This window comes from Beijerinckiaceae bacterium (assembly GCA_004564215.1).
Taxonomy (GTDB): domain Bacteria; phylum Pseudomonadota; class Alphaproteobacteria; order Rhizobiales; family Beijerinckiaceae; genus Methylocapsa.
Map to the genome: position 1 here is coordinate 1,393,503 of CP024846.1, position 21,178 is coordinate 1,414,680.

Below are 21,178 nucleotides of genomic sequence, written 5' to 3' on the forward strand. Positions count from 1 at the left end.
AATCTCCAGGGGATAGATGCGACGGCCCCGCAAATTTCCGAACAACTCAAGCGGAACGCGAAGGAGGCATTGTCTTGCGCCAAGAACGCGCCGCCCTATGAAGGGTTCCTACGGCAAGCAGCCGCTTTCGAATCTACGCACCACCTTCGAGCGCAGCAGAGTTGCGATTAATTTCTTCGTTTGCGAAGATGGCTCCGAGCCGCGACATGGCGTTGGCGTGGAACATTAGCGGGATCGATCCGGTTGTTCCGTCCCACCATGAGATCGGACGCACAGAGATGACAACGCGCAAGCAGAAGAGCCGAAAATGGTCAGCTGACGTCACCGAAAACAGCGATGCTCTCGATCTTGAAAAGGACGTGTTCAAAAGCGGGAGTCCGGCCGAGATCGCGCACTCCCTCGAGCGGTCGGCGGAGCGAAGCGACAGACGCAAATCCTCCCCGTTCCGGTCAGCCATGTCGATGCTGACGTTTTACATCAATCGGGCCGGCAAAAACTTGAGCTCCGAGCGAAAACGCGAACTCGAAGCCGCCAAGAGCGAGCTCCGCCAAATATTTAAAAAAAAGCAGAAATAGACTTTCACCTTCGTGTTGAAGAAACCAAGATTCCACGTTGAATCGCACAGCCCGATCAAACATTTTGCCCGAACATTCAGGGCACATGGGAACCTTTGCCGCGGGTAGGCTCGCGGGAACATGCCCCGACACCGAGCGTCGCCTCGCGGCGGCCATCGATGCCTGTTCGAAACTGGCGAAGACCCGACCCTTTTGGTCGTCAATGTCCCATCGCGGCTCGCGACTGCGCGGGCGTGATGCGCCAGACAGTGTTGCCTACGTCGTCGGCGACCAGCAGCGCCCCGGCTCGGTCGAAAGCGAGCCCGACGGGGCGGCCAAGGGCCTTGGCGTCGGCGCTCAAAAAGCCGGTCAGTACGTCCACCGGCATTCCATTCGGATGCCCATCGGTGAAGGGGACAAAGATCACCTTGTAACCGCTGAGCGGCTTGCGATTCCATGAACCGTGCTGCCCGATGAAGGCGCCGCTTTTGTAGCGTTCGGGGAGAAAACTATCGTTTGAAAATGCAAGTCCGAGCGAAGCGGTGTGATTCCCGAGAGCGTAATCAGGGACGATGGCCTTTGCGACGAGATCGGGCCGTTGGGGCGTTACCCGGTCGTCCAAATGCCGGCCATAATAGCTGAAGGGCCAGCCGTAAAAACCGCCCTCCTTCACCGACGTCAAATAGTCGGGCACAAGATCGCTGCCGAGTTCGTCGCGCTCGTTCACGACGGTCCACAATGTTTTGGTTTCGGGCTCCCAGGCCATTCCCACGGGATTGCGCAGGCCGGAGGCGAAAATCCGCGATTGGCCGGTGCCGACGTCGATTTCCAGAATGCTCGCGCGGCCAGCTTCCTTGTCGATGCCATTCTCGGCCGCATTGCTGTTCGAACCGACGGATGCATAAAGATGCGATCCATCGGGGCTGGCAATGAGATTTTTTGTCCAGTGATGATTGAGCGGACCGGCCGGTAAATCGTAAATCTTGACACCCGACTCGTGAATCTGCGTCGCGCCGTCTGCATAGCTATAGCGCATCACCGCATCGGTATTGGCAACATAGAGGTCTTGGCCGATCAGGACCATGCCGAACGGCGAATTCAGGCCGCTGAGAAAGGTCGATCGGGTCTCCGCCACACCATCCCCATCGGCGTCGCGGAGCAGAGTGATCCGGTTAGGACTGGGCACGCCAGCCCCAGCCCAGCCCTGCACCAGCTGGGAGATCCGACCCTTAAGGCCGCGATTGTCTTCCGGCCGCGGCGGACCGTCCGTTTCGGCAACGAGGACATCGCCATTGGGAAGCACATAAAGCCAGCGCGGATGATCCAGTCCCTTGGCATAGGCATTGACCGAGAGCTCGGAACCGGGGACAGGCTTTGCCCCCTCAGGCCATCCCTTTGCGGGGGCAATATTGACAGTCGGGATTAGGCTTTCGTTCGGCGGCGGCAAAATCGGATTCGGACCGAATGTGGATTCTTCGGGCACGCTGGCCGTGTCGCTCCAGGCAGCAACAAAGATCGTTATCAAGCCTGCCAAACAGACTTTCATCGGCGCCTTCATAAGACATCTCCGCAAAGCTTTCGATGGGCTGCGCAAGGAACAACGCGCATGCCGGTTGGTTCCCTCAGCTCGCGCAAACGAAAGCGGATGCCAAGCAGAATTCCGCGTCTCCCGCCGACCAACCGGAAACGAACTGCGCAGCCAAACATTAAGCATCCAGGTGACCGGGGGCGCCGCGCGGGATGGTCGCTAGAGGGGATCATTGGTCTCTTGCGCGATCTTCACTGAACTTTCGACTATTTCACCTGAGCCAAATAGGTCAGCGCCGATTCCGCGGATGTGAGAGCAGCATCTTCATGGCCGGCCTTGATGTAATCGACCGCGCCGGTCAATTTCGCGATCGCGCTTTCGGTATGCGTGTTTGGCTTTTCTTGCTCCGCGGCCTTGGCATGGTCCAAGGCCAATTGCGCTTGATCCGCAAAGCTGGTGGATTGTCCCTGCTGCCCCAGATTAATGGCTTCCTTGATATGTTCGACCGCTTCCGCGACGTGATTTTCGGTCGCGGACAAGGCGGGCGCAACGAAGAGGGAGACTGCGAGCACGACAGCGACGGCTCTCTGTTTGCGGCATGCCATTTTTGCTGCTCCGATACGGCCTTGACCGGCGCCGAGTCCGATTTCTCGAATGCGAGTCCTCGACCGGACAGCGAAACAGGTGGGCCATCAAGAAGTTCCACCACGGATGCGAGCCGCCGTATTCCAACGGGGCGGCAATCCAAATCTTTGCGGAGAGGGAGGGGATAGGGGTATGTAGAGATTGGACCTTGCGTAGCCCAAAAGTGACCTGCCGTGTAGCTTAATGAAGCTTCACCACGGGCGCGTTGCGCCGGCCAAAGGTCCTGGCAATCGTACCCAGGACAACCTTGGCCAATCCGTGCAGGGCCGCCTCATGCATCGTATAGAGCGAACGATACATCAAATGCGCGAAGTAGCCTTCGATGAAGAAATTCTTGCCGACCAGAAACCCCATCAGACTCCCGACTGTACTGAATCGACCGAGCGAAACGAGCGAACCAAAGTCGTGGTAGACATAGGGCTTCAACGACTCTCCCTTCAGATGCCGGGGAAGCTGTTTGATGAGATGCGATGCTTCCTGATGGGCAGCTTGAGCTCGCGGAGGAACGTCACCGGCGCCGCCCGGTTGCGGGCACGCCGCACAATCGCCGATCGCAAAAATATTGGGGTCGCATGTTGTCTGCAGGGTGGGCGTGACGACGAGTTGGCCGATCCGATTGGTTTCGAGACCATCCAATTTCCTTAGGACGTCGGGACCTTTGACCCCGGCGGACCAGACCACCAGTTCGGAAGGGATGAAACCGCCGTCGGCAAGCTGCACCCCGTCGGCGCGAACTTCCGTCACTCTCGCGTTTGTCCTGACGTCGACGCGGAGAGACTTCAACAATTTGGTTGTCGCATCCGATATTCGCGCCGGCAATGCGGGCAAGATCCTGTCGGCGGCCTCAATCAGAGTGATATGAATGTCTCTTTCCGGATCGATGCGATCGAGGCCGAAGGCGACAACCTCGCGGGTGGTGCGATGAAGCTCCGCCGCCAATTCGGTGCCGGTCGCGCCGGCGCCGACGATGACGACATGCAGCTGCCCCGGCCGCACCGGTTCAGGCTGTGCGTCGGCGCGAATGCAGGCATTGACGAGCCGATGATTGAAGCGCACCGCCTGCTCGGGTGTCTCAAGCGGAATAGCATATTGGCTCACGCCGGGCGTGCCAAAATCATTGGTGATGCTGCCGATGGCAATGACCAGCGTGTCGTAGCGGAGCGATCGCGGCGGGGTGATCTCGACGCCCTCTTGATCATAGGTCGCCGCCAGATGAATCTGTTTCCGCGCGCGATTGAGCCCGTCCACCTCTCCGAACCGATAGCCGAAATGATGCCAATGCGCTTGCGCCAGATAATCCAGCGCGTGCTCGTCAAAATCGAGGCTTCCGGCCGCCACGGAATGGAGAAGCGGCTTCCAAAGATGGGCGCGTGCCTTATCGACGAGCGTGATCCGCGCGTGCTTACGCTTTCCGAGCGTGTTGCCAAGACCGGTGGCAAGTTCCAGGCCAGCTGCGCCTCCTCCGATGATAACGATCTCTGGAGGCGTCCCCTCGGTCGTAAGCGGTCGGCCAGAATTTGGGCTTGGCTTGCGGTCTTCGACCGTCGCGGCAGGCTCTGACATCGGGCATTCCAGTCTGCTTAGGGGAAAGTTGCACAAAGATTGGCCCGGTTCGACATTTCCCGCAAGACGAAGCCGGAAATGAGCGGCGCAAATCACAAAATCTGATAGGCTAAATCGAAGTGGCCGATCCTCGGCATCGCCGCAATTTGATGCATCGCGCATTTAGGCCGCATTTGGCCGCGATTGACAATTGCGAAACATGCGGAAAATAAGGGGCCACCGATGTTCGCTCGGCGGGACTGACACGCGCCGGGACGCGGCGTTGCCGCCTAACTCGCAGGTGTCACGTCATGGCCAGTCTTGCCGTCATTATTCTGACTTTCAATGAGCAAAAGCACATCGAACGTGCAATCGCCTCCGTCGCTAGAGTCGCGCAGGAAATTATCGTCGTGGATTCCTTTTCCACCGATTCGACCGTCGAATTGGCTAAGGCGAAAGGCGCCGTCGTCCTTCAAAACAAATTCGTAAACTACGCGAACCAGTTCCAATGGGCGCTCGATCAGGCGCCCATCACTTCGGATTGGATCATGCGACTGGATGCCGATGAAATCATCGAATCCGACCTCGCCGCCGAAATTGCCGCAAAACTGCCGGCCCTTCCCGCAGATGTCGCCGGGATCAATTTAAACCGCAAGACAATCTTCCTCGACCGCTGGATCAAGCATGGCGGCCGCTATCCGATGTTCCTATTGCGGATATGGCGGCGCGGTTCCGGCCGTATCGAGAATCGCTGGATGGATGAACATATGATCGTTCAGGGCGGGCGCACCGTGAACTTCGAAGGCGGCTTCGCCGATTACAATATGAACGATTTGACGTTCTGGATCACCAAGCACAACCATTACGCGACCCGGGAAGCGATCGATGTCTTGAACAAAGCCCATGGCCTATTCGAGTCCGATCGCGCGCTTGTCGACTCCGGAACGTCGCAAGCCAAGATCAAACGGCTGTTGAAGACCGAAGTCTTTGACAAAGTCCCGTTTTGGTTTGGGACTACGGCGTATTTCCTCTACCGCTATGTTTTACGCGGCGGTTTCCTCGATGGGGTGGAAGGGCTTATCTATCATTTCCTGCAGGGCTATTGGTATCGCTTCCTGGTCGGGGCCAAAGTGTTCGAATATCGGCGCGCGCTCGCCAAATTTCCAGAACCCGAGAAAAAGGCCGCGGAGCTTTCCCGATTGACCGGCTACCAGCTCCGACTTTGAATGCGGACAATCCGTCGCAGGGGCCCTTCACGCTTGCGGCGCAACGATAAATTTTTGAACGAACGGACCGATGTCGCTTCGCGGCGGACGCGCTGCCCTGGTGCAATTCATATCGATATGGGCTTGGGTATACATCGAAGCGAGAACGACGCCCTCCGGATTGGTCGCGAAGGCATAGTCCAGCAGCATTTCGCTCGCCATGAAGGGCGGGCCGTATCCGAGCTGAGACGCCAGCGCACCGAGCCGCCCGCCGTCGCCGATGAGAAGATGCGACAGCCGATCGAGCGCGCCAAGCCCGAACACGCTGTGGCTGACGAAAAACAGCGACGCGTCTCCGGCAAGCGCATCCTTTACGCGTTCAAGCGCCTGTGCAAAGGGGTTTTCCGGCAGCTGCGCGATTCGATAAAGCTCCGACTTGCGGACCCCCCCGATGATGGCCTCAGGGGATCCGGCAATCGAGACGGTGCGAACATAGCCTTTGCTGATCATCCGCTGCAATTCATTCAAGATCGACTCATTGGTGCAATCTTGAGGGCTGGGGTCATGCAAGGCCAGCACGTCCACATAGTCCGTCCTGAGGCGGCGCAAGCTTTCGACGACCGAATTTTCAATCTGGCCCGCCTGCAACCGATCGTTGTGCCTGGGCGCAATCGCCTTTTTGCCGCCGCGTAAGCGGGGCACCACCTTGGCCATGGCGCGGACCACCGGCCGGAGGAAGCGCGTCATCGGCGTCACGGAGGGCCGAGGAACCCCAAATGTCGTACAAATCTCAACCCGGTCCCGACGGCCGACCAAAAACCTTCCCAATATGGCCTCCGCTTCCCCGTCGCCGTAAGGAGGCGCCACATCGTACCAGGTCACGCCGCGCTCAAATGCACACGCAAGCGCCCGAAGGCCCTGGCTCTCGGACACTCTCGATCCGAGCGGAGCACAGCCAAAACCCAAAGCCGAGGCACTCCGGCCAAGACTCGAAACATGGACCGTTCTCATGCGGGCTCTCCCCTTTTTATGCCGAAACGGCGCTTGGAGACGGCGGCTTGCCCGTCGGAGACAGTTTCGCCGGCGCTTCGGCCCGGAACATCGTGTTTGCTTCGCCTGATGAAGTGAACACGTCTGTCAACGTAAATATATAAACTCGCGATCCCATGTACATGGAATTTAGTTGGGATGCTTGAGCTGGGCATACATTCGCTGGCGCCGAGGCCAAGCATAAACTAACATTCGAATTCAATCATCCGATCGGGGCGCCGCAGGATGAACAATGCCGTTACGGAGAGCCACCTTAATGACTCAAGCTACACTAAAGGCACCGCTTAAACTCGCTCCTATTGAACTGATCAATCGCGACGACTGGATCCTTGAAAGAGTCAAAGGCAAAAAAATCCTCCATGCCGGTCCGACGGACAATATGCTTACGGAAAGCCGTGCCGAATCGGATCAGCTGCTGCACCAGAAACTTCGTCAGGCTGGGTGTCAGGTGACCGGAGTAGACATCGATATCGAGGGTATCAATCGCCTGCGAACAAGATTTGGCATTGACGATATCGTCCACGGTAGCATCGAGGTTCTCGATGAAGTGTTCCCCAACCAAAAATTTGACGTGATTTTGGCTGCCGATGTTATGGAACACCTCAATAATCCAGGATTATTCTTGGAGTCCGCCAGAAAAGTGCTTGAACCGGACGGGGAGTTGATCATCACGGTTCCGAATGCATTTTCGTTTAAGAAATTCCTCGGCGTGGCGCTCTTCCATGAGGAAAGAAATCACCCCGATCACGTCTCTTTCTATTCACAAATGAACCTACATCAGCTGCTCGGCCGGTTCGATTTCGTGATCATCGAAAAGCTGGCTTTTTTGATTGTCGACCCGAACAAGCGCCGCGCCAATGTCTGGGGAAACCGCATCGCCCATCTCGTGATGCGCCTGCTGCGGAACAACAGCGTTGCGGATGAGCTTGCGGTTGTCGCCAAGCTCGCCTAGCGGTTCAGGAGTCGCTTTCCGGAAACCGAATTCTGCGCGGTTTGAGGGCACGCGCGGGATTGCCGACATACACTGTCCAGGGCTCAAGATTGGCGAATGTGCACCCCCTCGCCCCAAGCACGGCGCCCTCGCCGATTGTGACCCCTGGGCCGACAAAAGCTTCGGCAGCGACCCAGGCCCGCCGCCCAATCGCGATCGGCCGAGCGATGGTCTGGAAATGTGGGTCCTCAATGTCGTGCCCGGCGGTACAAAGCTGGGTGCCCTGCGAGACGACCGCGTAATCGCCAAGCGTAATTTTGGCGACCGAATAGACCGTCACATTCGGGGAAATGGAGGCATAAGCCCCAAGTTCCAGGTTGGGCGGATACCAAATCCTGGCGCTGCCATAGATATTGGCGGTCGGCGCGACCTTCGCCCCGAAAAGTCGCAGCAACCATCGCCGCCAACCGCGCAACGGCGGCGGAGTCCAGGACGCGAAAACGGCCCAGGTCAAATTCCAGCAGGCACGGAAGACGCGATTGCGCCAAGGATAGGTCGCGCCGCCCTCGACGGGCCGTGTCACCTTTGCATCGAGCACGCCTATGCCCCTTTGCCGGCAAAAGCCTGGATCAGCTGCGGCGCCATGGTTCCGATATCGAATTTCTCGACAAATCCTTGGCGGGCCCGCTGACCCATGCTCTGCTTTGCGTCCTCCGGGAGGGCGAGGAATTGTTCCAGCAGGCGGGTGATGCCCGCGAGATCGTCATTGTCGATCAGGCCAGCCCCGCTATCTTGGACTTCGCGCCAAGTATTGACCTTCCGGGTCGTCAGCACCGGCTTCCCGCAGGCCATCGCCTCGGCTATGACAATGCCGAAATTTTCCTGATGTGAAGGCAGGATGAAAGCCTCCGAGGCACGAAAGGCACCCCATTTTAAATCGCCTTTCAACATGCCGGGCCAATGAATCCGGTCCTGCACGCCAAGCTCCGCCGCCATGGTCTTCAGGTCCTTTGTCCAGCCGCTGGCATCGGGCCCCGCCATCACCAGATCCAGCATTGGCGCTTGGCCTGCGACCTTCGCAAACGCCTGGATCAAGAGATCGCAACCCTTCTTGGGATGAATCCGGCTCAGAAACAAAACGAAACGGCGACCGGCCAATTGGGGAACCGCGCTGCGAAACGCTGCGATCTGCGCCTCGGCATCCCCCTCTATGTCGCGGGTGCCATAAGAGATGACGCGTTCCCGGCATCGAAACGGCCAAAAAGAATGTCGCGCAAGCTGGCGTTCTTCCTCGGTCGTAAAAAACACAGTGCGGGCATTTGCGACCAAGCGGCCTTCGCTGAACCACCAGAAGACCTGCTTGACCGCTGCCTTCAGCGGATGCGCCCGGTTGAAATAGGGATCGAGCATGCCATGCGTATAAACAAAATAAGGCGTTTCGCTCTTGGCCAGCGCGCGCCATGCACCCAGTGCGGTGTAATTCCATAGGCCATGGACGATGACAGCATCGTAGAACTTAGCGTTTTCCTTGAGCCAGGGCACGAAATGAGGGGTATAGCCATAGCGCAACCAAGGGAGTCTGCTTTTCCACGCCCGATAGCGGGGATTTCTGATCCCCATCGCATGGAGCGGCAACTCGGCCGTCTTAACCCAGGGTTCATAGGGCGAATCGAGCGTCACGATCTCCTGGTTGCAGCCCTGCGCCTTCAAAACCGCGATGGAATTCATTATGCCTTCGACGGGGCCCCCGGATTCGGGGTTCATCGAGGCTATCACGCGCAAAACATTCATCGCGGTTCATGACCTGTCACGGAGAAAGGGCCAAAATCGGTATCCTTGAATGTTAGCATAAGCTTGCCACACAAAACCACGCTTCTCGCGTGATCCATACGCGGTTCCGTGTCATTTTGAGGAACGCCCCGGACCCGCTTTGCGAAATCATCGGGTCCAAGCCTCCCGCCAACACCTCGGGACCGGTAAGATTTTGAACACGCGTCTCAAACAGGCCCACGCCCAATGACCCATGTGGCAACGCTCATTTGCAGCCCAGCCTCGCCCATCCTGACGGATCAGCTGCTGCGGCGGGCCATGGGTGCCTTGAGAAAACCGGAGCCGCCGCATTGGCTCGACCCAGCAATCGCAGCCGACATCGCCTTTGAGCCGGTGCCGCCGACGGACACGCGAGCCATCGCCGATTCGGTGCGGAGCGCTCTCGAAAGCCAGTCGATCGACGTCATCGTGCAAGACGCGCGGGACCGGCGTAAAAAGCTTTTGCTGGCCGACATGGATTCGACCATGATCGGCCAGGAATGCATCGATGAACTCGCCGCCGAGGTCGGCAAGAAAACCCATGTCGCCGCGATAACCGAACGCACCATGCGCGGCGAGATCGAGTTCGAGCCGGCTTTGCGCGAACGCGTTGCCCTTCTCAAGGGGCTTTCTGGTGATACCATCTTGCGCGTGGTCGCCGACAAGATCAGCTTGACGTCGGGCGGACCGACTCTGGTAAGGACCATGCGGGCACATGGAGCACGGACCGTCCTCGTTTCCGGTGGCTTTTCCGTCTTCACGTCGATTATCGCGGAAAAGATCGGCTTTGATGAGCATCGAGCCAACCAGCTTCTTCTCGACGCCGAGGGCCGCCTCAGTGGGCTTGTTGCCGAACCTGTGCTCGGCAAGCAAGCCAAACTCGCGGCCCTGCTGCAGTTGCGCGAAAAGTGTGGCCTTTCCAGCGAAGAGACTCTTGCCGTTGGCGATGGCGCCAACGATCTTGCGATGCTCGAAGCCGCCGGCCTCGGCGTTGCCTTTCACGCCAAACCCAAAGTCGCCGCTGCCGCGCACGCCCGGATCGATCACGGCGACCTCACCGCCCTGCTTTATGCCCAAGGCTACCGCGGCGAGGAGTTCGCCGTTGCGCGGAAATTGTCGACGGGCGAAGCATGATTTTGGGCCGGAAACTTGGATCGCTCGTTCAATTGAGACCAACCGGTGAAACAGCAGATGCACAGCGTCGATTTGAATTGCGATTGCGGTGAGGGCTTCGGTGCCTATCGCATCGGTGACGACCTTGCCATGCTGGATATCGTCACGAGCGCTAACATCGCGTGCGGTTTTCACGCCGGCGATCCGGAAATCATGACGGAGGTGTTCAGGATCGCAAAGGCCAAGGGAGTTGCGATCGGTGCGCATCCGGGCTTCCCGGATCTTTGGGGCTTTGGCCGGCGGAGATTGCCTTTCAGCGCCGCCGAAATCGAGCGGCTCGTCGCTTATCAGATCGGCGCCGCCTCGGGGCTTGCTGCGTTTGTGGGCCATGAACTCGGTTTTGTGAAAGTTCATGGCGCCTTGAGCAATATCGCAACCGAGGACGCGGTGGTCGCGCAAGCGATTGCCCACGCCGTGAAAATGGTTGACCCTCGCCTTGGCTTGCTCGCCCCGGCCGGGACAAAATTGGAAACGGCGGGGGGCGCCCAGGGGCTTGCGGTCTTCCGTGAAATCTATGCTGATCGCGCCTATGCGGACTCTGGCCTGCTGGTGGACAGGTCTCACCCCGGCGCCGTGCTGCATGAAGCCGCCGAGGTTGCCGAGCGTGTCCTCGCCATGGTTTTGGAAGCGGCGATCATCACCGTCACCGGCAAACGTTTGGCCGTCGGCATCGATTCCATCTGCGTGCATGGCGACAGTCCAAACGCCGTGGCGATGGCCAGGGCCGTACGCTCGCGGCTCGAGGGAGCCGGGATCGCACTCGCCCCTTTCACACATGTTCCGGCACCGGCCCCAGCATGACCGCTTATTCCGCGCCACGCTATTTGCCGGCCGGCGAATCGGCGCTTGTCGTCGAATTCGGCGACAGCATCGATCAAGCGATTCATGACCTTGTTCTGGCGCTTGACGCGGCCGTCGGCCAAGCCAAATGGGATGGCGTAATCGAGACCGTGCCCACCTATCGCTCGCTCATGATTCATTTCGATCCGCGCCGCTTGACCACCGAAACATTGGTCCACAATCTTGTTCGTCTCGACACCCTTGCCACCCCGATCCGGAGGCCAGCAAAATGCTGGCGTATCCCGGCCTGCTATGATCCGCCGTACGGCGAGGATTTGGGCGAGGTGGCCGCGCGGCTCGGCCTGCCGCAGCAACAAATCATCGATTTGCATCTGGGTGCGCGCTACCGGGTGTACATGTATGGTTTCGCGCCGGGATTTACATTTCTCGGCGGCCTTCCAAAAGAGCTCTTGATTCCACGCCGCCCGAGCCCGCGCGATCCGGCGCCACCGGGTTCTCTGCTCATCGCCGCGGGCCAGGCGCTCATTACCGGTTGCGCGATGCCAACCGGCTGGTACGGCGTAGGCCGCACGCCGCTCAAGGTGTTCGACCAAAGCCGCGACCCGGTTTTTCTCATTGGCATCGGCGACGAGGTGCGCTTTGAACGGATCGATCCTTTAGCTTTCGAGGCTCTCGGCAGCGCCGCCGCCAGTGGGGATCCTGTCGCGCAGCAGATTCCCTTGAGCGAGCCCTGACATGCAAGCTTGCCTGCGCGTGCTGCGCGCCGGTCCGGGCGCTACGGTTCAAGACGGCGGACGTCATGGATATCTTCGCTTTGGCGTGACCCCGGCCGGCCCGATGGATTGGACCGCGTTTCGGACTGCCAACTTAGCCCTCGGCAATGATGATCGCGCAGCCGCCGTTGAAATTCCGGCCGGCGGCATTGAAGTCATGTGCGAAGGCACGCCGCTTGCGGTTGCTTTTGCTGGCGCGGCTTTCGAGTGGCGCCGCGACGGCCGGACTTTACCCAAGCCGACACGCCTGCGCTTGCAACCCGGCGAGACCCTATCGGCGCGCGCCGGCAAGGATGGCACATTCGCTTATCTTGCAGTCGAAAACGGATTCGATACGCCGGTTGTGATGGGAAGCCGGGCGACGCATATGCGATCGGCGATCGGGGGTATCGAAGGGCGGATGCTGATGCCGAGCGACGTCCTTCCCGCCAGGGGCCGTTCGGAGGCGCAAACCGCTGACAGCTTCGAGGCTACAATCGACGCGCCTTGGTTATTGCGCGACAAACAAGCCATCCGAGTCGTGCTGGGGCCGCAAGACGATTATTTTGCCGAGGAGAGTTTGGACCGTTTCTTCCGCGCGCGGTTTACGCTCACCCCGACCGCGGACCGCATGGCCTATCGTTTCGACGGACCGGAGATCGTACACGCGCGGGGCTATGACATCGTATCGGATGGCATTGCGCTTGGCGCCATTCAAATCGCCGGGGACAAGAAACCTCTGGTCCTGATGGCAGATCGCCAGCCGACCGGAGGCTATCCAAAGCTCGGCCATGTGATCCGAGCGGATATTGGCCGCCTCGCCCAGATGTTTCCGGGCGAGACCTGCCAATTTAGCAAAGTCAGCATCGAAGAGGCGCGAGCGGCGCTTTTTGCGCTCGAAGACGAAATCGCGGAAACGCCATCTCGCCTTCGCCCACTGCGCCGGGACCTCTCGTCATCGGAGCTGCTCGGGACCAATCTGATCGATGGTTTTGTCAATGCCAACGATCAGATCCCCCAAAACAGGGATTAGTGACCACCGTGCCCACCGCCACCATGCCCACCGCCACCGCCGCCGTGCCCGCCGCCACCGCCGCCATGCCCGCCGCCACCACCGCCGTGCCCGCCGCCGCCACCGCCGTGCCAGCCGCCGCCACCGCCGTGCCAGCCGCCGCCACCGCCGTGCCAACCGCCACCACCGCCATGCCAGCCGCCGCCACCGCCGTGCCAACCGCCGCCACCGCCATGCCAGCCGCCGCCACCGCCGTGCCAACCACCCCCACCGCCGTGCCAGCCGGGGCCGCGCCAGCCATGCCAGCCGTAGCCGCCTCCCCAGCCATAGCCGCGCCGCCAGGGATAGCCGCACCAGTACCAGCCAGGTCCGTGCCAGCCGTTGCCATACCAGCAATAATTATTGCCACCCCAATAAAACTGAACCTGTTCCACCGGCACGGCGTGCTCCGCCGCGACAGCTACGCCAGCATTTGGTAGAAATCCGGCCTGCGCGCTTCCGCCTAGCCCCGCACTGGCAACAATAGACGCGAACGCGGTCGCAATGTTAATCAACCGGCGCATTTGCTTCTCCTTGGAATGTTTCTGGCTCAACCTACAGTCTTCACCTTGGTCGATCCGGAAGGAAATCAATCGCGTTCGAGCAAATAAGATGTGACTTCAATCACGTCGCTAGAGCATATTCCGAAAAAGTTGACCGACTTTTTCGATCAGAACATGCTCCACTCGTTGTACTTGAGCGATTCCTTTTCGATCAGATGATTCCATCTGATCGGGAAGCGCTCTAATGTCAGCCCAACACCCTCCGGGCGCGTTTGGCCAATGTTCGCAGGCGCAACGCATTGAGCTTGATGAACCCGGCCGCGTCACGATGATCGTAGGCGATGGCGCCTTCCTCGAAGGTCACGAGATCCTGATCATAGAGCGAATAAGGGCTCGAGCGCCCGACCACAGAGGCCGAGCCCTTATAAAGCTTCAAGCGCACGCGGCCGGTCACGAATTCCTGGCTCCGGTCGATGAGAGCCTGCAACATTTCCCGTTCGGGCGAGAACCAGAAGCCGTTGTAAATAAGCTCCGCATATTTCGGCATCAGTTCATCCTTCAAATGCGCGGCGCCGCGATCAAGCGTAATCTGCTCAATGCCGCGATGCGCGAAATAAAGGATCGTACCGCCCGGCGTTTCATACATGCCGCGCGATTTCATGCCGACGAAGCGGTTCTCGACCAGATCGAGCCGACCAATTCCATGCGTGCGTCCGAGCCCATTCAGATGCGCGAGCAAAGTCGCGGGAGACATCGGCTTGCCGTCGACGGCAACTGCGTCGCCCCGCTCGAAATCGATCTCGACATAGGCCGGCTGGTTCGGCGCATCTTCGGGATTGACGGTACGTGAATAGACATAATCCGGCACTTCCTGCGCGGGGTCTTCCAGCACCTTGCCTTCCGAAGATACATGCAGAAGATTGGCGTCGACCGAAAAAGGCGCGTCCCCCCGCTTGTCCTTGGCGATCGGAATCTGATTTTGCTCGGCAAACGCGATCAGTGCCGTGCGCGAGGTCAAGTCCCACTCCCGCCACGGCGCGATGACCTTGATGTCGGGTTCGAGCGCATAATAGGAAAGCTCGAAACGGACCTGGTCGTTGCCTTTTCCGGTGGCGCCATGGGCCACCGCATCGGCACCGGTCTTGCGCGCAATCTCGACCTGCTTTTTGGCGATCAAGGGTCGTGCGATCGACGTGCCGAGAAGATATAGCCCTTCGTACTGCGCATTCGCGCGAAACATCGGAAACACATAGTCGCGGACAAATTCCTCGCGCAAATCCTCAATGAAAATATGCTCCGGCTTGATGCCGAGAAGCAGCGCCTTTTCCCGCGCCGGTTCCAATTCCTCCCCTTGGCCGAGGTCGGCCGTAAAGGTCACGACCTCGCAGCCATAGGTCGTTTGCAGCCATTTGAGGATAATCGACGTGTCCAGGCCGCCCGAATAGGCAAGCACAACCCGTTTCACGTCTTTCGTTTCAGCTGCCATGAAGAACTCGCGGAGATGGGAAGGAGGAGGCCCGCGACTATAGTGGCGAAGCCAGTCCGCGCAAGTGTGTTGGGACGCTGAGATTAGGTTTTCTTGCGCCGAACCCTTACTCGAGGCTTCGCCTTCAAATGAGTCCGCCAGACCCGCCCGTTCCTATCCCAGGCTTCGAGCGGCGCGGCTCTTACCCCCGGCGCAGCGCTCAACGATCGCAAGTGAGGCGGCGAAGGCCGCCTCCACATCCAGCTCGGTCGTATCGAGGACGATGGCATCCTTGGCCGCTTTCAAGGGTGCCGTGGGGCGGTTGCGATCGCGCTCGTCGCGCTTCAGAATATCTTCGAGCACGGCAGCATAATCGACCTTTTCGCCGCGGCCTCTCAGCTCCAGGGCCCGGCGCGTCGCACGCGCCTCGGGACTGGCCGTGACAAAAATCTTAGGACACGCTTCGGGACAAATCACCGTGCCAATGTCACGGCCGTCGAGGACCGCGCCGCCGGGGCGGTGGGCGAAGCCACGCTGAATATCGATGAGTGCGGCCCGAACCTCTGGAATGGCGGCCACAATGGAGGAGGCTTCCGCCATCTCGCGGACGCGCAGCAGTGCCTCGTCAAAGTCGGTCAGCGCCAGGCCGCGCGCGGCGGCAACGGCGGCTTCGCGGTCGGTGAGATTATGGCCGCTTTCCATTAGAGCCCTCGCGGTCGCCCTGTAAAGCAGCCCGGTATCGAGATGCGGAAGGTTTAAATGGCGGGCGAGGCTCCGCGCCACGGTCCCCTTGCCCGAGGCCGCCGGACCGTCGATGGCGATGATCATTGAAACCGGGCCCCCAGCCTCTCCATCAGGGTTCTAAACGTCGGAAAACTCGTCGCAATCATACGCGAATCATCAATCGCCATGGGCCGCCGCGAAGCGAAACCGAGGCAAAGAAAGCTCATCGCAATGCGGTGGTCGAGATGGGTTACGACGCTGCCGCCGCCCATGACGTCGCCGGCGCGCCCCTCGACGAGAAGATCGTCGCCGAGGATTTGACAGCCGACCCCGGCAAGCCGCAAACCATCCGCGATTGCCCCAAGACGGTCGGACTCCTTGACCCGCAATTCGGCAAGGCCATTCATCCGCGTTTCTCCGGTGGCAAAGGCGGCCGCGACCGCGAGAATCGGATATTCATCGATCATCGAAGGGGCGCGGGCCGCCGGGACATCGACACCTTGCAGCATGGCCGCGCGTACCCGCAAATCAGCAACCTCCTCGCCTCCCTCATCGCGGCTGTCGAGGATCTGAATATCGGCGCCCATTTCCAGCAAAGTGGCAAGGAGGCCCGTCCGCAAAGGATTCATCATTACCGCCTCGATGACGATGTCGGAACCGGGAATGATCGTCGCGGCGACCAATGGGAAAGCGGCGGAAGACGGGTCCGCCGGCACGATGATCTGCGCCGGGCGCAACTCTGGGCGGCCTTCCAGACTGATTTTCCGGCCGTGCGCCTCAAAAGGCTCCACCTTGATCGCGGCGCCGAAATGGGCCAGCATTTTTTCGGTATGGTCTCGACTGGCTTCGGTTTCCCTGACGCTCGTAAGCCCGGGAGAATTGAGACCGGCAAGCAGGATCGCCGATTTGATCTGCGCCGAGGCCACCGGCAATAAATAGTCAATAGGAACAGGCTCGCTCGTGCCCCTGACTACAATCGGACAGCGTCCGCCCTCTGCCTGCGACAAAATCTCCACCCCCATCTGGGATAGCGGATCGAGAATCCGCTGCATGGGCCTTTTGCGCAGGGATGCATCGCCGTCGAAACAGGTCGTGAGCGCATGGCCTCCGGCAACGCCCATCATGAGCCGCATGCCGGTTCCCGAGTTTCCGAAGTCGAGGGGTTCGCGCGGGGCAAGCAAGGAGCCGATGCCACAACCGCGCACCAGCCAGCTTCCCACGCCCCGGCGCTGCACTTCCGCACCCAGGGCGCGGCAGGCCACGGCGGTGTGCAAAACATCGTCGCCTTCGAGTAAACCCTCAATTTCGGTTGTACCGACGCAAAGCAAACCCAGAATCAGGGCGCGATGGGAAATTGACTTGTCGCCCGGCGGTTTAAGCCTTCCGCGCAGGGGACCCTCCGCCCGCGCCACCAGCGGAGCCGCTTTTCCCTCCATCACAGCCCCCAAGCCGGAAAATTGTGTAAAGACAAGTGAGTTCCTATGGTTGCCACGCGCGGTCGCGAAGCTGGTAGCATGGCGGCAGGTATCCTGTCATCAAACCGGTAGCCTGCATCAACTTCCATTTGACAGGCGGCCCGCGCATCACTAACGGGACCGAAAACTATTGTGTCGGCGGCCTTGGCTCACGGGGGCTGCCGTCTCTTCGAGAGGTAGGTTCAGTGGCCAAACCCGAACTCGGTAACAAACACCAATGCCTGAACTGCGGCGCGCGTTTCTTCGACCTAAATAAATCGCCGATTACATGCCCTAAATGCGGAACAGTCTTTCAAGCCGCGCAATTAGCACGTGCCTCCCAGCGCGCCGCGGCGCCCGAGGAGGATGAAATTGAGACGGGGGCGGGAGCTGAATTGGTTTCGCTTGAGGAAGCCGATCCCGGCGAGGACAAAATCCCGGTGGTGGCGGACGACGACGTTGAGATTGAAGCCGCCGACGATACTTTCCTGGCCGAAGAGGAGGAAGACGGCGACGATGTCGGCGATCTGATCGACGGCGAGATCGGGGACGACGAAGAACGCTGATGTTTAGCTTGTGAAGCGCGGCGGTTAACGCTATACAGCCGCCGCGCGTCCTGTCCCATCGGGACGCCGCGTCTCAACCGAGATCCGTGCTAGTGGATTGACGAGACGATGGAATTTAGGCGGAAGCCGGGGTCATAGCTCAGTTGGGAGAGCGCTTCAATGGCATTGAAGAGGTCGGCGGTTCGATTCCGCCTGGCTCCACCAAAACCTTAGCTTTGTTGCGCCTTTTGCTCGCGGTCGAGAACGGCGACGGTGTCATTATAAAGCCGGTCCGCCTCAGCAAGCGTCGGCCCGACGCAGACAATTCCAAGCTTGCCATATTCCGAAAGCGCTCCAATGAGGTGGAAGACGACACCCTGCTGCGTCGCGCCATTAAAATGCAGACCGTTCAACACCGCGATATCGAGCAGGTCGGTGGGCGTCAGTCCCCGATAGACCGGCGCCTCGAGATTGTCGGACGCATAATAGCAACAGGAGCCGCCGGTGGGGGTCCGGAACTCCCCGGTCTCGGGTTCATAGCGCCCATCGGTAAGAAACTGGAGCATCATGAAGGGATGGGTGGTTCCGCCCTTGCGGAGATTGATCTCGATCGCGTAATGCCGCCAGCTTGAACCATCGCGCACCGACAGAAAATCGATGCCGAACCGCCCGAGTACACCGCGATCCCGCAAGATCCGGGCGGCTTTCAGTCCTTCCTCCTGGATTGCCAAGCGGTAGGCGACATCGGCGGGAAACCGGCATCCCAAGAACACCTGGTTGGACCGCCCTCCGAGCACTTGGTCATGCGTCGAAACGACGGCGATTTCGCCGAGCGGATCGATACGATATTGAACCGAGGGCGATCGCTTCTCTTCGCCCTCGATAAATTCTTCGACGATCGCGCCCATCTCGCGGAGCTTGGCGTTATAGGCCTCCCACGACATATCCCGGGCTTCGAAAGCAAGCGCGGGCAGCTTTGAGCGGATCCAGCCTTCAAGGCCGCTGTCAGGCGCCGCTTCAAAGCCAAAGATCGCATTTCCCTCGCCCGAGAAACCTTCGTTGAGTTTCACCACGGCTTTTCGCAAGTTCGGATTGCGCCGCTTCAATTCGGCAAGGGCGCCGGCGACGTCGGTTTCGTCGGCAAGGTCTTCCAAACCCGCCGGGATAGGCACCCCCGCCTCCTTGAAGATCGACCGGCCCCCGCTTTTCGATCCAAGCGAAAGCAACGCCGGATCGCATCCATAGATCGGAATGCCGAGCTGCACTGCCAAGCTGCGTTCGAGCGTGGAAACATTGAAGCAGGACATGTGGGCCGTCGCGGTCTCGGGGATCGCCGCGCGGAGCCTTGCAAGCAGCCGCGGCCGCGCCAGGATCTTGGCCGCAAGCGGTTTGGGCGCCGAATCGAAACAGGAGAAAAGCATCAGGCGCTGACGCGCGTGTGCCGACGGAATCCCGGTCAGCAGATTCAGGTAATAGTCGATAATTTCCTCGGACACCGGCTGGCTGGTGACATAGATGATTCGGGTTCGAGGAAATTTCAGAAGCATCAGCATGCACAGCATGCGTTCTTCGTAATGATGCGCGCCAGTGACCCGCGCCATGACGTCCTGGTCGAGACTGAGGCTTGGGATGATCACCACGGTGCGGGGCGCGCAAGGATCGGGGAATACCGTGCGGAACAGCTCCGGCAAACGAGCCTGCAGGTCTCGGAAGGCGGCGAGTTCGGCGGCCGACCCCGGCTCCAGCGCGCCAATCGGGGGCAAGGCCTCGCTCATGTTCAACGCTCCCCGAAGCCTGACGCCAGGGGCGAATGCCACTCGATGCGGCGATGATTGAACTCAGAGCGCGTAGCGACTCTCCCGGTGATGGATGGCTCGAATATAGAACAACGTTCGATTCGAAACGATCCCATCACCGCGATATTTGTTGTCGGTCGCGACCTTACAACCGGCGGGCGAGGTCACCCCTTGCTCAGGCTTCCCCCGTCTTAATGTATCCCGGTTTCGTTTTTGCCCCATTGCAGCAATTTGGACGTGGTGGTGGTCAGCGAATTGACCGCGTTTTGCACCAGTCCGAATGCCCCATTGCTTGCAAAATTTTGCTGAGGCGCAGGCGCTTCGGCCTTTGGCTCCGCAACCGGCATCGACTCAGGCGGCGGGCTGACCGAAAGCGTCTCCGACCTGCTGGCAATCCGTTGAGGCTGGGGACGAACGGCCTCTTGTCGGGGCGCTGCTGGTTTTGGCGCCTTGGCCACATGTACAGCCGGTTTGGGCGTCCGAGTCTTGGCCGTCGCCACCGGATGGGCGGCCGGGGAGCGGGCCTTGGCTTGCGCCGGGGCATTTTTGACGACCGGCGTGATGTGAGCGGCGGCGGCCTCCGCCTGCTTTGAGCTGGCTTTGATTGGCTCCGGCCCGGCTAAATGCGGCACGCTGGCCGCCTCCGCCGACGGTTGAATTTGCGCAGGCGGCGCTTGATCGGCAGTTAATTGTGGCGGGTCTTTGGAAAGCGGCGTGGCATCCAAGAGGAGTGCTTCGTTCGGCCGAGCCAAATCAGCCCGATTTTCCTCCTGCTGATTTGGGGGCGCCTCGGCTGCCTCGGTCAGCACTGGCGAGGGGTCTGCCATCGCCGTCCCCGCCGCCATTTCGGTCTCGACCGGGGCCTGTGGTTCCATCGAAGCCACCACAGGCTGGGCTTGATCCTGAGGCGGAAGCGCCTGGGCGATTTGCTCGGTTTCCGTCACGCGAGGCGCACGCTCCACCGCCCTGAGAATGGCGGCGTTCTGAACCGGACTTTCCGTGGCGACGTGCAACGCGGTTAAATCCCTCTCACTCTCAATCGTAGCAATCTCGGATTCGCCCGAAACATCGCTCCTGAACCCGTAACTGGCAACCATTCCGGCAATTCCGGCAAAAACGATCGCTCCCAGAACATAAACAGGTCGACGGGACCTGATTTGGGTCTCGGCCAGGCTCCCGCCATTGCCGGCGGGCTGCCCCGGAGGAAGCCAACGTTCGGCTCCCAGGTCGACCGTGGGGAAACCCTTTGCCAAGGCCACGTCCGAGAATTTCTCCCCCGTCTTCCGGGTCGCACTCCACAATCCCGCCTCGATAGCAGCAAAGTCGCTGCCGACCTGGGGCGCGATCGGCTTTTTCGGTCCCGCCTTCGAGACGACCTCCGGCCGAAGTGCAATTTCAAGCCGCTGGGCACCGAGCAATCCGGCTTCGATGGCCGCGAAATCGCCTCTGACGATGCTGTCGGATACCAGTTTCGGCGTCTTGAGCGCTTGCGGCGCTTTGGGGTCGCGATCGACCTTCTGCGACTCGCTTTGCCGGCCAATGGCGCGGAGAAGTTCGGTGATGGGTTCAACCTCTTCCCGATGGAAGGACGGTGGTCTTCCCAACTCCTTTTCGAGTTCCCCTATATCGATCATCGGTGGTTGCCGTTTGG

At 60.0% G+C, this 21,178-nt stretch carries 20 protein-coding genes and 1 tRNA gene; 9 read left to right on the forward strand and 12 right to left on the reverse strand.

Features of this window, described 5'->3' with window-relative positions; translation table 11 throughout:
* Nucleotides 1–278 precede the first annotated feature (278 nt).
* Entirely contained in the window at nucleotides 279–575 is a 297-nt protein-coding gene (locus CU048_06545) for a hypothetical protein (protein ID QBR72716.1), read from the forward strand.
* 199 nt (nucleotides 576–774) lie between these two features.
* Here the strand turns inward: CU048_06545 and CU048_06550 are convergent, their stop codons facing one another.
* The 3 genes from CU048_06550 to CU048_06560 form a co-directional block, all read right to left on the reverse strand.
* The gene (locus CU048_06550; GenBank protein QBR70995.1) at nucleotides 775–2,112 is read right to left on the reverse strand and encodes a sorbosone dehydrogenase; all 1,338 of its coding nucleotides are present in this window, start codon (nucleotides 2,110–2,112) and stop codon (nucleotides 775–777) included.
* 236 nt (nucleotides 2,113–2,348) lie between these two features.
* Nucleotides 2,349–2,687 (reverse strand): hypothetical protein, encoded by a 339-nt coding sequence (locus tag CU048_06555; protein QBR70996.1) that lies wholly within the window; start codon nucleotides 2,685–2,687, stop codon nucleotides 2,349–2,351.
* 220 nt (nucleotides 2,688–2,907) lie between these two features.
* Complete coding sequence (locus CU048_06560) at nucleotides 2,908–4,290, reverse strand: FAD-dependent oxidoreductase (protein QBR72717.1); 1,383 nt, start codon at nucleotides 4,288–4,290, stop codon at nucleotides 2,908–2,910.
* 290 nt (nucleotides 4,291–4,580) lie between these two features.
* On the opposite strand from CU048_06560, the gene CU048_06565 reads away from it, so the two are divergent.
* Entirely contained in the window at nucleotides 4,581–5,495 is a 915-nt protein-coding gene (locus CU048_06565) for a glycosyltransferase family 2 protein (GenBank protein QBR70997.1), read from the forward strand.
* 27 nt (nucleotides 5,496–5,522) lie between these two features.
* On the opposite strand, the gene CU048_06570 is transcribed toward CU048_06565, so the two are convergent.
* Nucleotides 5,523–6,485, reverse strand: coding sequence for an aldo/keto reductase (locus CU048_06570; protein QBR70998.1), 963 nt, complete (start codon nucleotides 6,483–6,485; stop codon nucleotides 5,523–5,525).
* A gap of 271 nt (nucleotides 6,486–6,756) precedes the next feature.
* Here CU048_06570 and CU048_06575 point away from each other — a divergent pair, with 271 nt between their 5' ends.
* Nucleotides 6,757–7,476, forward strand: a complete 720-nt coding sequence (locus CU048_06575) for a hypothetical protein (protein QBR70999.1) — start codon at nucleotides 6,757–6,759, stop codon at nucleotides 7,474–7,476.
* Between the two features lie 4 nt (nucleotides 7,477–7,480).
* Here the strand turns inward: CU048_06575 and CU048_06580 are convergent, their stop codons facing one another.
* Nucleotides 7,481–8,059, reverse strand: a complete 579-nt coding sequence (locus CU048_06580; GenBank protein QBR71000.1) for a putative colanic acid biosynthesis acetyltransferase — start codon at nucleotides 8,057–8,059, stop codon at nucleotides 7,481–7,483.
* Nucleotides 8,056–9,246 carry a glycosyl transferase gene (locus CU048_06585; GenBank protein ID QBR71001.1) on the reverse strand — a complete coding sequence of 397 codons (1,191 nt, stop codon included), beginning with the start codon at nucleotides 9,244–9,246 and terminating at the stop codon, nucleotides 8,056–8,058. Before CU048_06585 ends, CU048_06580 begins: the two co-directional genes overlap by 4 nt.
* Nucleotides 9,247–9,471: 225 nt before the next feature.
* Between CU048_06585 and serB the strand changes: the two genes are divergently transcribed.
* Genes serB through CU048_06605 form a run of 4 tightly spaced genes read left to right on the forward strand, consistent with a single transcriptional unit; the run spans nucleotide 9,472 to nucleotide 13,023 of the window.
* A complete protein-coding gene (gene serB, locus CU048_06590) occupies nucleotides 9,472–10,398 on the forward strand; it encodes a phosphoserine phosphatase SerB (GenBank protein QBR71002.1) in 927 nt (308 codons plus the stop codon).
* 57 nt (nucleotides 10,399–10,455) lie between these two features.
* A complete protein-coding gene (locus CU048_06595; GenBank protein QBR71003.1) occupies nucleotides 10,456–11,238 on the forward strand; it encodes a hypothetical protein in 783 nt (260 codons plus the stop codon).
* Nucleotides 11,235–11,972 (forward strand): allophanate hydrolase, encoded by a 738-nt coding sequence (locus CU048_06600; protein ID QBR71004.1) that lies wholly within the window; start codon nucleotides 11,235–11,237, stop codon nucleotides 11,970–11,972. The genes CU048_06595 and CU048_06600 overlap by 4 nt, the downstream gene beginning before the upstream one ends.
* 1 nt (nucleotide 11,973) lies before the next feature.
* Complete coding sequence (locus CU048_06605; protein QBR71005.1) at nucleotides 11,974–13,023, forward strand: urea amidolyase; 1,050 nt, start codon at nucleotides 11,974–11,976, stop codon at nucleotides 13,021–13,023.
* On the opposite strand, the gene CU048_06610 is transcribed toward CU048_06605, so the two are convergent.
* From CU048_06610 to aroA, 4 genes are all read right to left on the reverse strand, one after another.
* Nucleotides 13,020–13,565: a hypothetical protein gene (locus CU048_06610; GenBank protein ID QBR72718.1), complete on the reverse strand. Its 546-nt coding sequence runs from the start codon at nucleotides 13,563–13,565 to the stop codon at nucleotides 13,020–13,022. The two genes, CU048_06605 and CU048_06610, sit on opposite strands and share 4 nt — an antisense overlap.
* Nucleotides 13,566–13,791: 226 nt before the next feature.
* Nucleotides 13,792–15,030, reverse strand: a complete 1,239-nt coding sequence (locus CU048_06615) for an argininosuccinate synthase (protein QBR71006.1) — start codon at nucleotides 15,028–15,030, stop codon at nucleotides 13,792–13,794.
* 153 nt (nucleotides 15,031–15,183) lie between these two features.
* Complete coding sequence (locus CU048_06620) at nucleotides 15,184–15,837, reverse strand: cytidylate kinase (GenBank protein ID QBR71007.1); 654 nt, start codon at nucleotides 15,835–15,837, stop codon at nucleotides 15,184–15,186.
* Nucleotides 15,834–17,168 carry a 3-phosphoshikimate 1-carboxyvinyltransferase gene (gene aroA, locus CU048_06625; protein ID QBR71008.1) on the reverse strand — a complete coding sequence of 445 codons (1,335 nt, stop codon included), beginning with the start codon at nucleotides 17,166–17,168 and terminating at the stop codon, nucleotides 15,834–15,836. Before aroA ends, CU048_06620 begins: the two co-directional genes overlap by 4 nt.
* A gap of 224 nt (nucleotides 17,169–17,392) precedes the next feature.
* On the opposite strand from aroA, the gene CU048_06630 reads away from it, so the two are divergent.
* Together CU048_06630 and CU048_06635 are read left to right on the forward strand one after the other, a co-directional pair.
* On the forward strand, nucleotides 17,393–17,752 hold the full coding sequence (locus tag CU048_06630; GenBank protein ID QBR71009.1) for a TIGR02300 family protein: 360 nt from the start codon (nucleotides 17,393–17,395) through the stop codon (nucleotides 17,750–17,752).
* Between the two features lie 128 nt (nucleotides 17,753–17,880).
* Nucleotides 17,881–17,956 (forward strand) — tRNA-Ala (locus CU048_06635).
* 5 nt (nucleotides 17,957–17,961) lie between these two features.
* Here the strand turns inward: CU048_06635 and CU048_06640 are convergent.
* Together CU048_06640 and CU048_06645 are read right to left on the reverse strand one after the other, a co-directional pair.
* A complete protein-coding gene (locus tag CU048_06640; protein QBR71010.1) occupies nucleotides 17,962–19,506 on the reverse strand; it encodes a carboxylate-amine ligase in 1,545 nt (514 codons plus the stop codon).
* A 212-nt stretch (nucleotides 19,507–19,718) separates the two neighbouring features.
* Nucleotides 19,719–21,161, reverse strand: coding sequence for a hypothetical protein (locus tag CU048_06645; GenBank protein ID QBR71011.1), 1,443 nt, complete (start codon nucleotides 21,159–21,161; stop codon nucleotides 19,719–19,721).
* Nucleotides 21,162–21,178 lie beyond the last annotated feature (17 nt).

Coding starts and splice junctions, on each gene's coding strand:
- CU048_06595 (QBR71003.1), top strand. CDS start 10,456: ATGCACAGCGTCGATTTGAATTGCGATTGCGGTGAGGGCTTCGGTGCC.
- CU048_06600 (QBR71004.1), top strand. CDS start 11,235: ATGACCGCTTATTCCGCGCCACGCTATTTGCCGGCCGGCGAATCGGCG.
- CU048_06640 (QBR71010.1), bottom strand. CDS start 19,506: ATGAGCGAGGCCTTGCCCCCGATTGGCGCGCTGGAGCCGGGGTCGGCC.
- serB (QBR71002.1), top strand. CDS start 9,472: ATGACCCATGTGGCAACGCTCATTTGCAGCCCAGCCTCGCCCATCCTG.
- CU048_06550 (QBR70995.1), bottom strand. CDS start 2,112: ATGAAGGCGCCGATGAAAGTCTGTTTGGCAGGCTTGATAACGATCTTT.
- CU048_06570 (QBR70998.1), bottom strand. CDS start 6,485: ATGAGAACGGTCCATGTTTCGAGTCTTGGCCGGAGTGCCTCGGCTTTG.
- CU048_06555 (QBR70996.1), bottom strand. CDS start 2,687: ATGGCATGCCGCAAACAGAGAGCCGTCGCTGTCGTGCTCGCAGTCTCC.
- CU048_06620 (QBR71007.1), bottom strand. CDS start 15,837: ATGATCATCGCCATCGACGGTCCGGCGGCCTCGGGCAAGGGGACCGTG.
- CU048_06545 (QBR72716.1), top strand. CDS start 279: ATGACAACGCGCAAGCAGAAGAGCCGAAAATGGTCAGCTGACGTCACC.
- CU048_06610 (QBR72718.1), bottom strand. CDS start 13,565: ATGCGCCGGTTGATTAACATTGCGACCGCGTTCGCGTCTATTGTTGCC.
- aroA (QBR71008.1), bottom strand. CDS start 17,168: ATGGAGGGAAAAGCGGCTCCGCTGGTGGCGCGGGCGGAGGGTCCCCTG.
- CU048_06575 (QBR70999.1), top strand. CDS start 6,757: ATGCCGTTACGGAGAGCCACCTTAATGACTCAAGCTACACTAAAGGCA.
- CU048_06645 (QBR71011.1), bottom strand. CDS start 21,161: ATGATCGATATAGGGGAACTCGAAAAGGAGTTGGGAAGACCACCGTCC.
- CU048_06585 (QBR71001.1), bottom strand. CDS start 9,246: ATGAATGTTTTGCGCGTGATAGCCTCGATGAACCCCGAATCCGGGGGC.
- CU048_06605 (QBR71005.1), top strand. CDS start 11,974: ATGCAAGCTTGCCTGCGCGTGCTGCGCGCCGGTCCGGGCGCTACGGTT.
- CU048_06565 (QBR70997.1), top strand. CDS start 4,581: ATGGCCAGTCTTGCCGTCATTATTCTGACTTTCAATGAGCAAAAGCAC.
- CU048_06560 (QBR72717.1), bottom strand. CDS start 4,290: ATGTCAGAGCCTGCCGCGACGGTCGAAGACCGCAAGCCAAGCCCAAAT.
- CU048_06615 (QBR71006.1), bottom strand. CDS start 15,030: ATGGCAGCTGAAACGAAAGACGTGAAACGGGTTGTGCTTGCCTATTCG.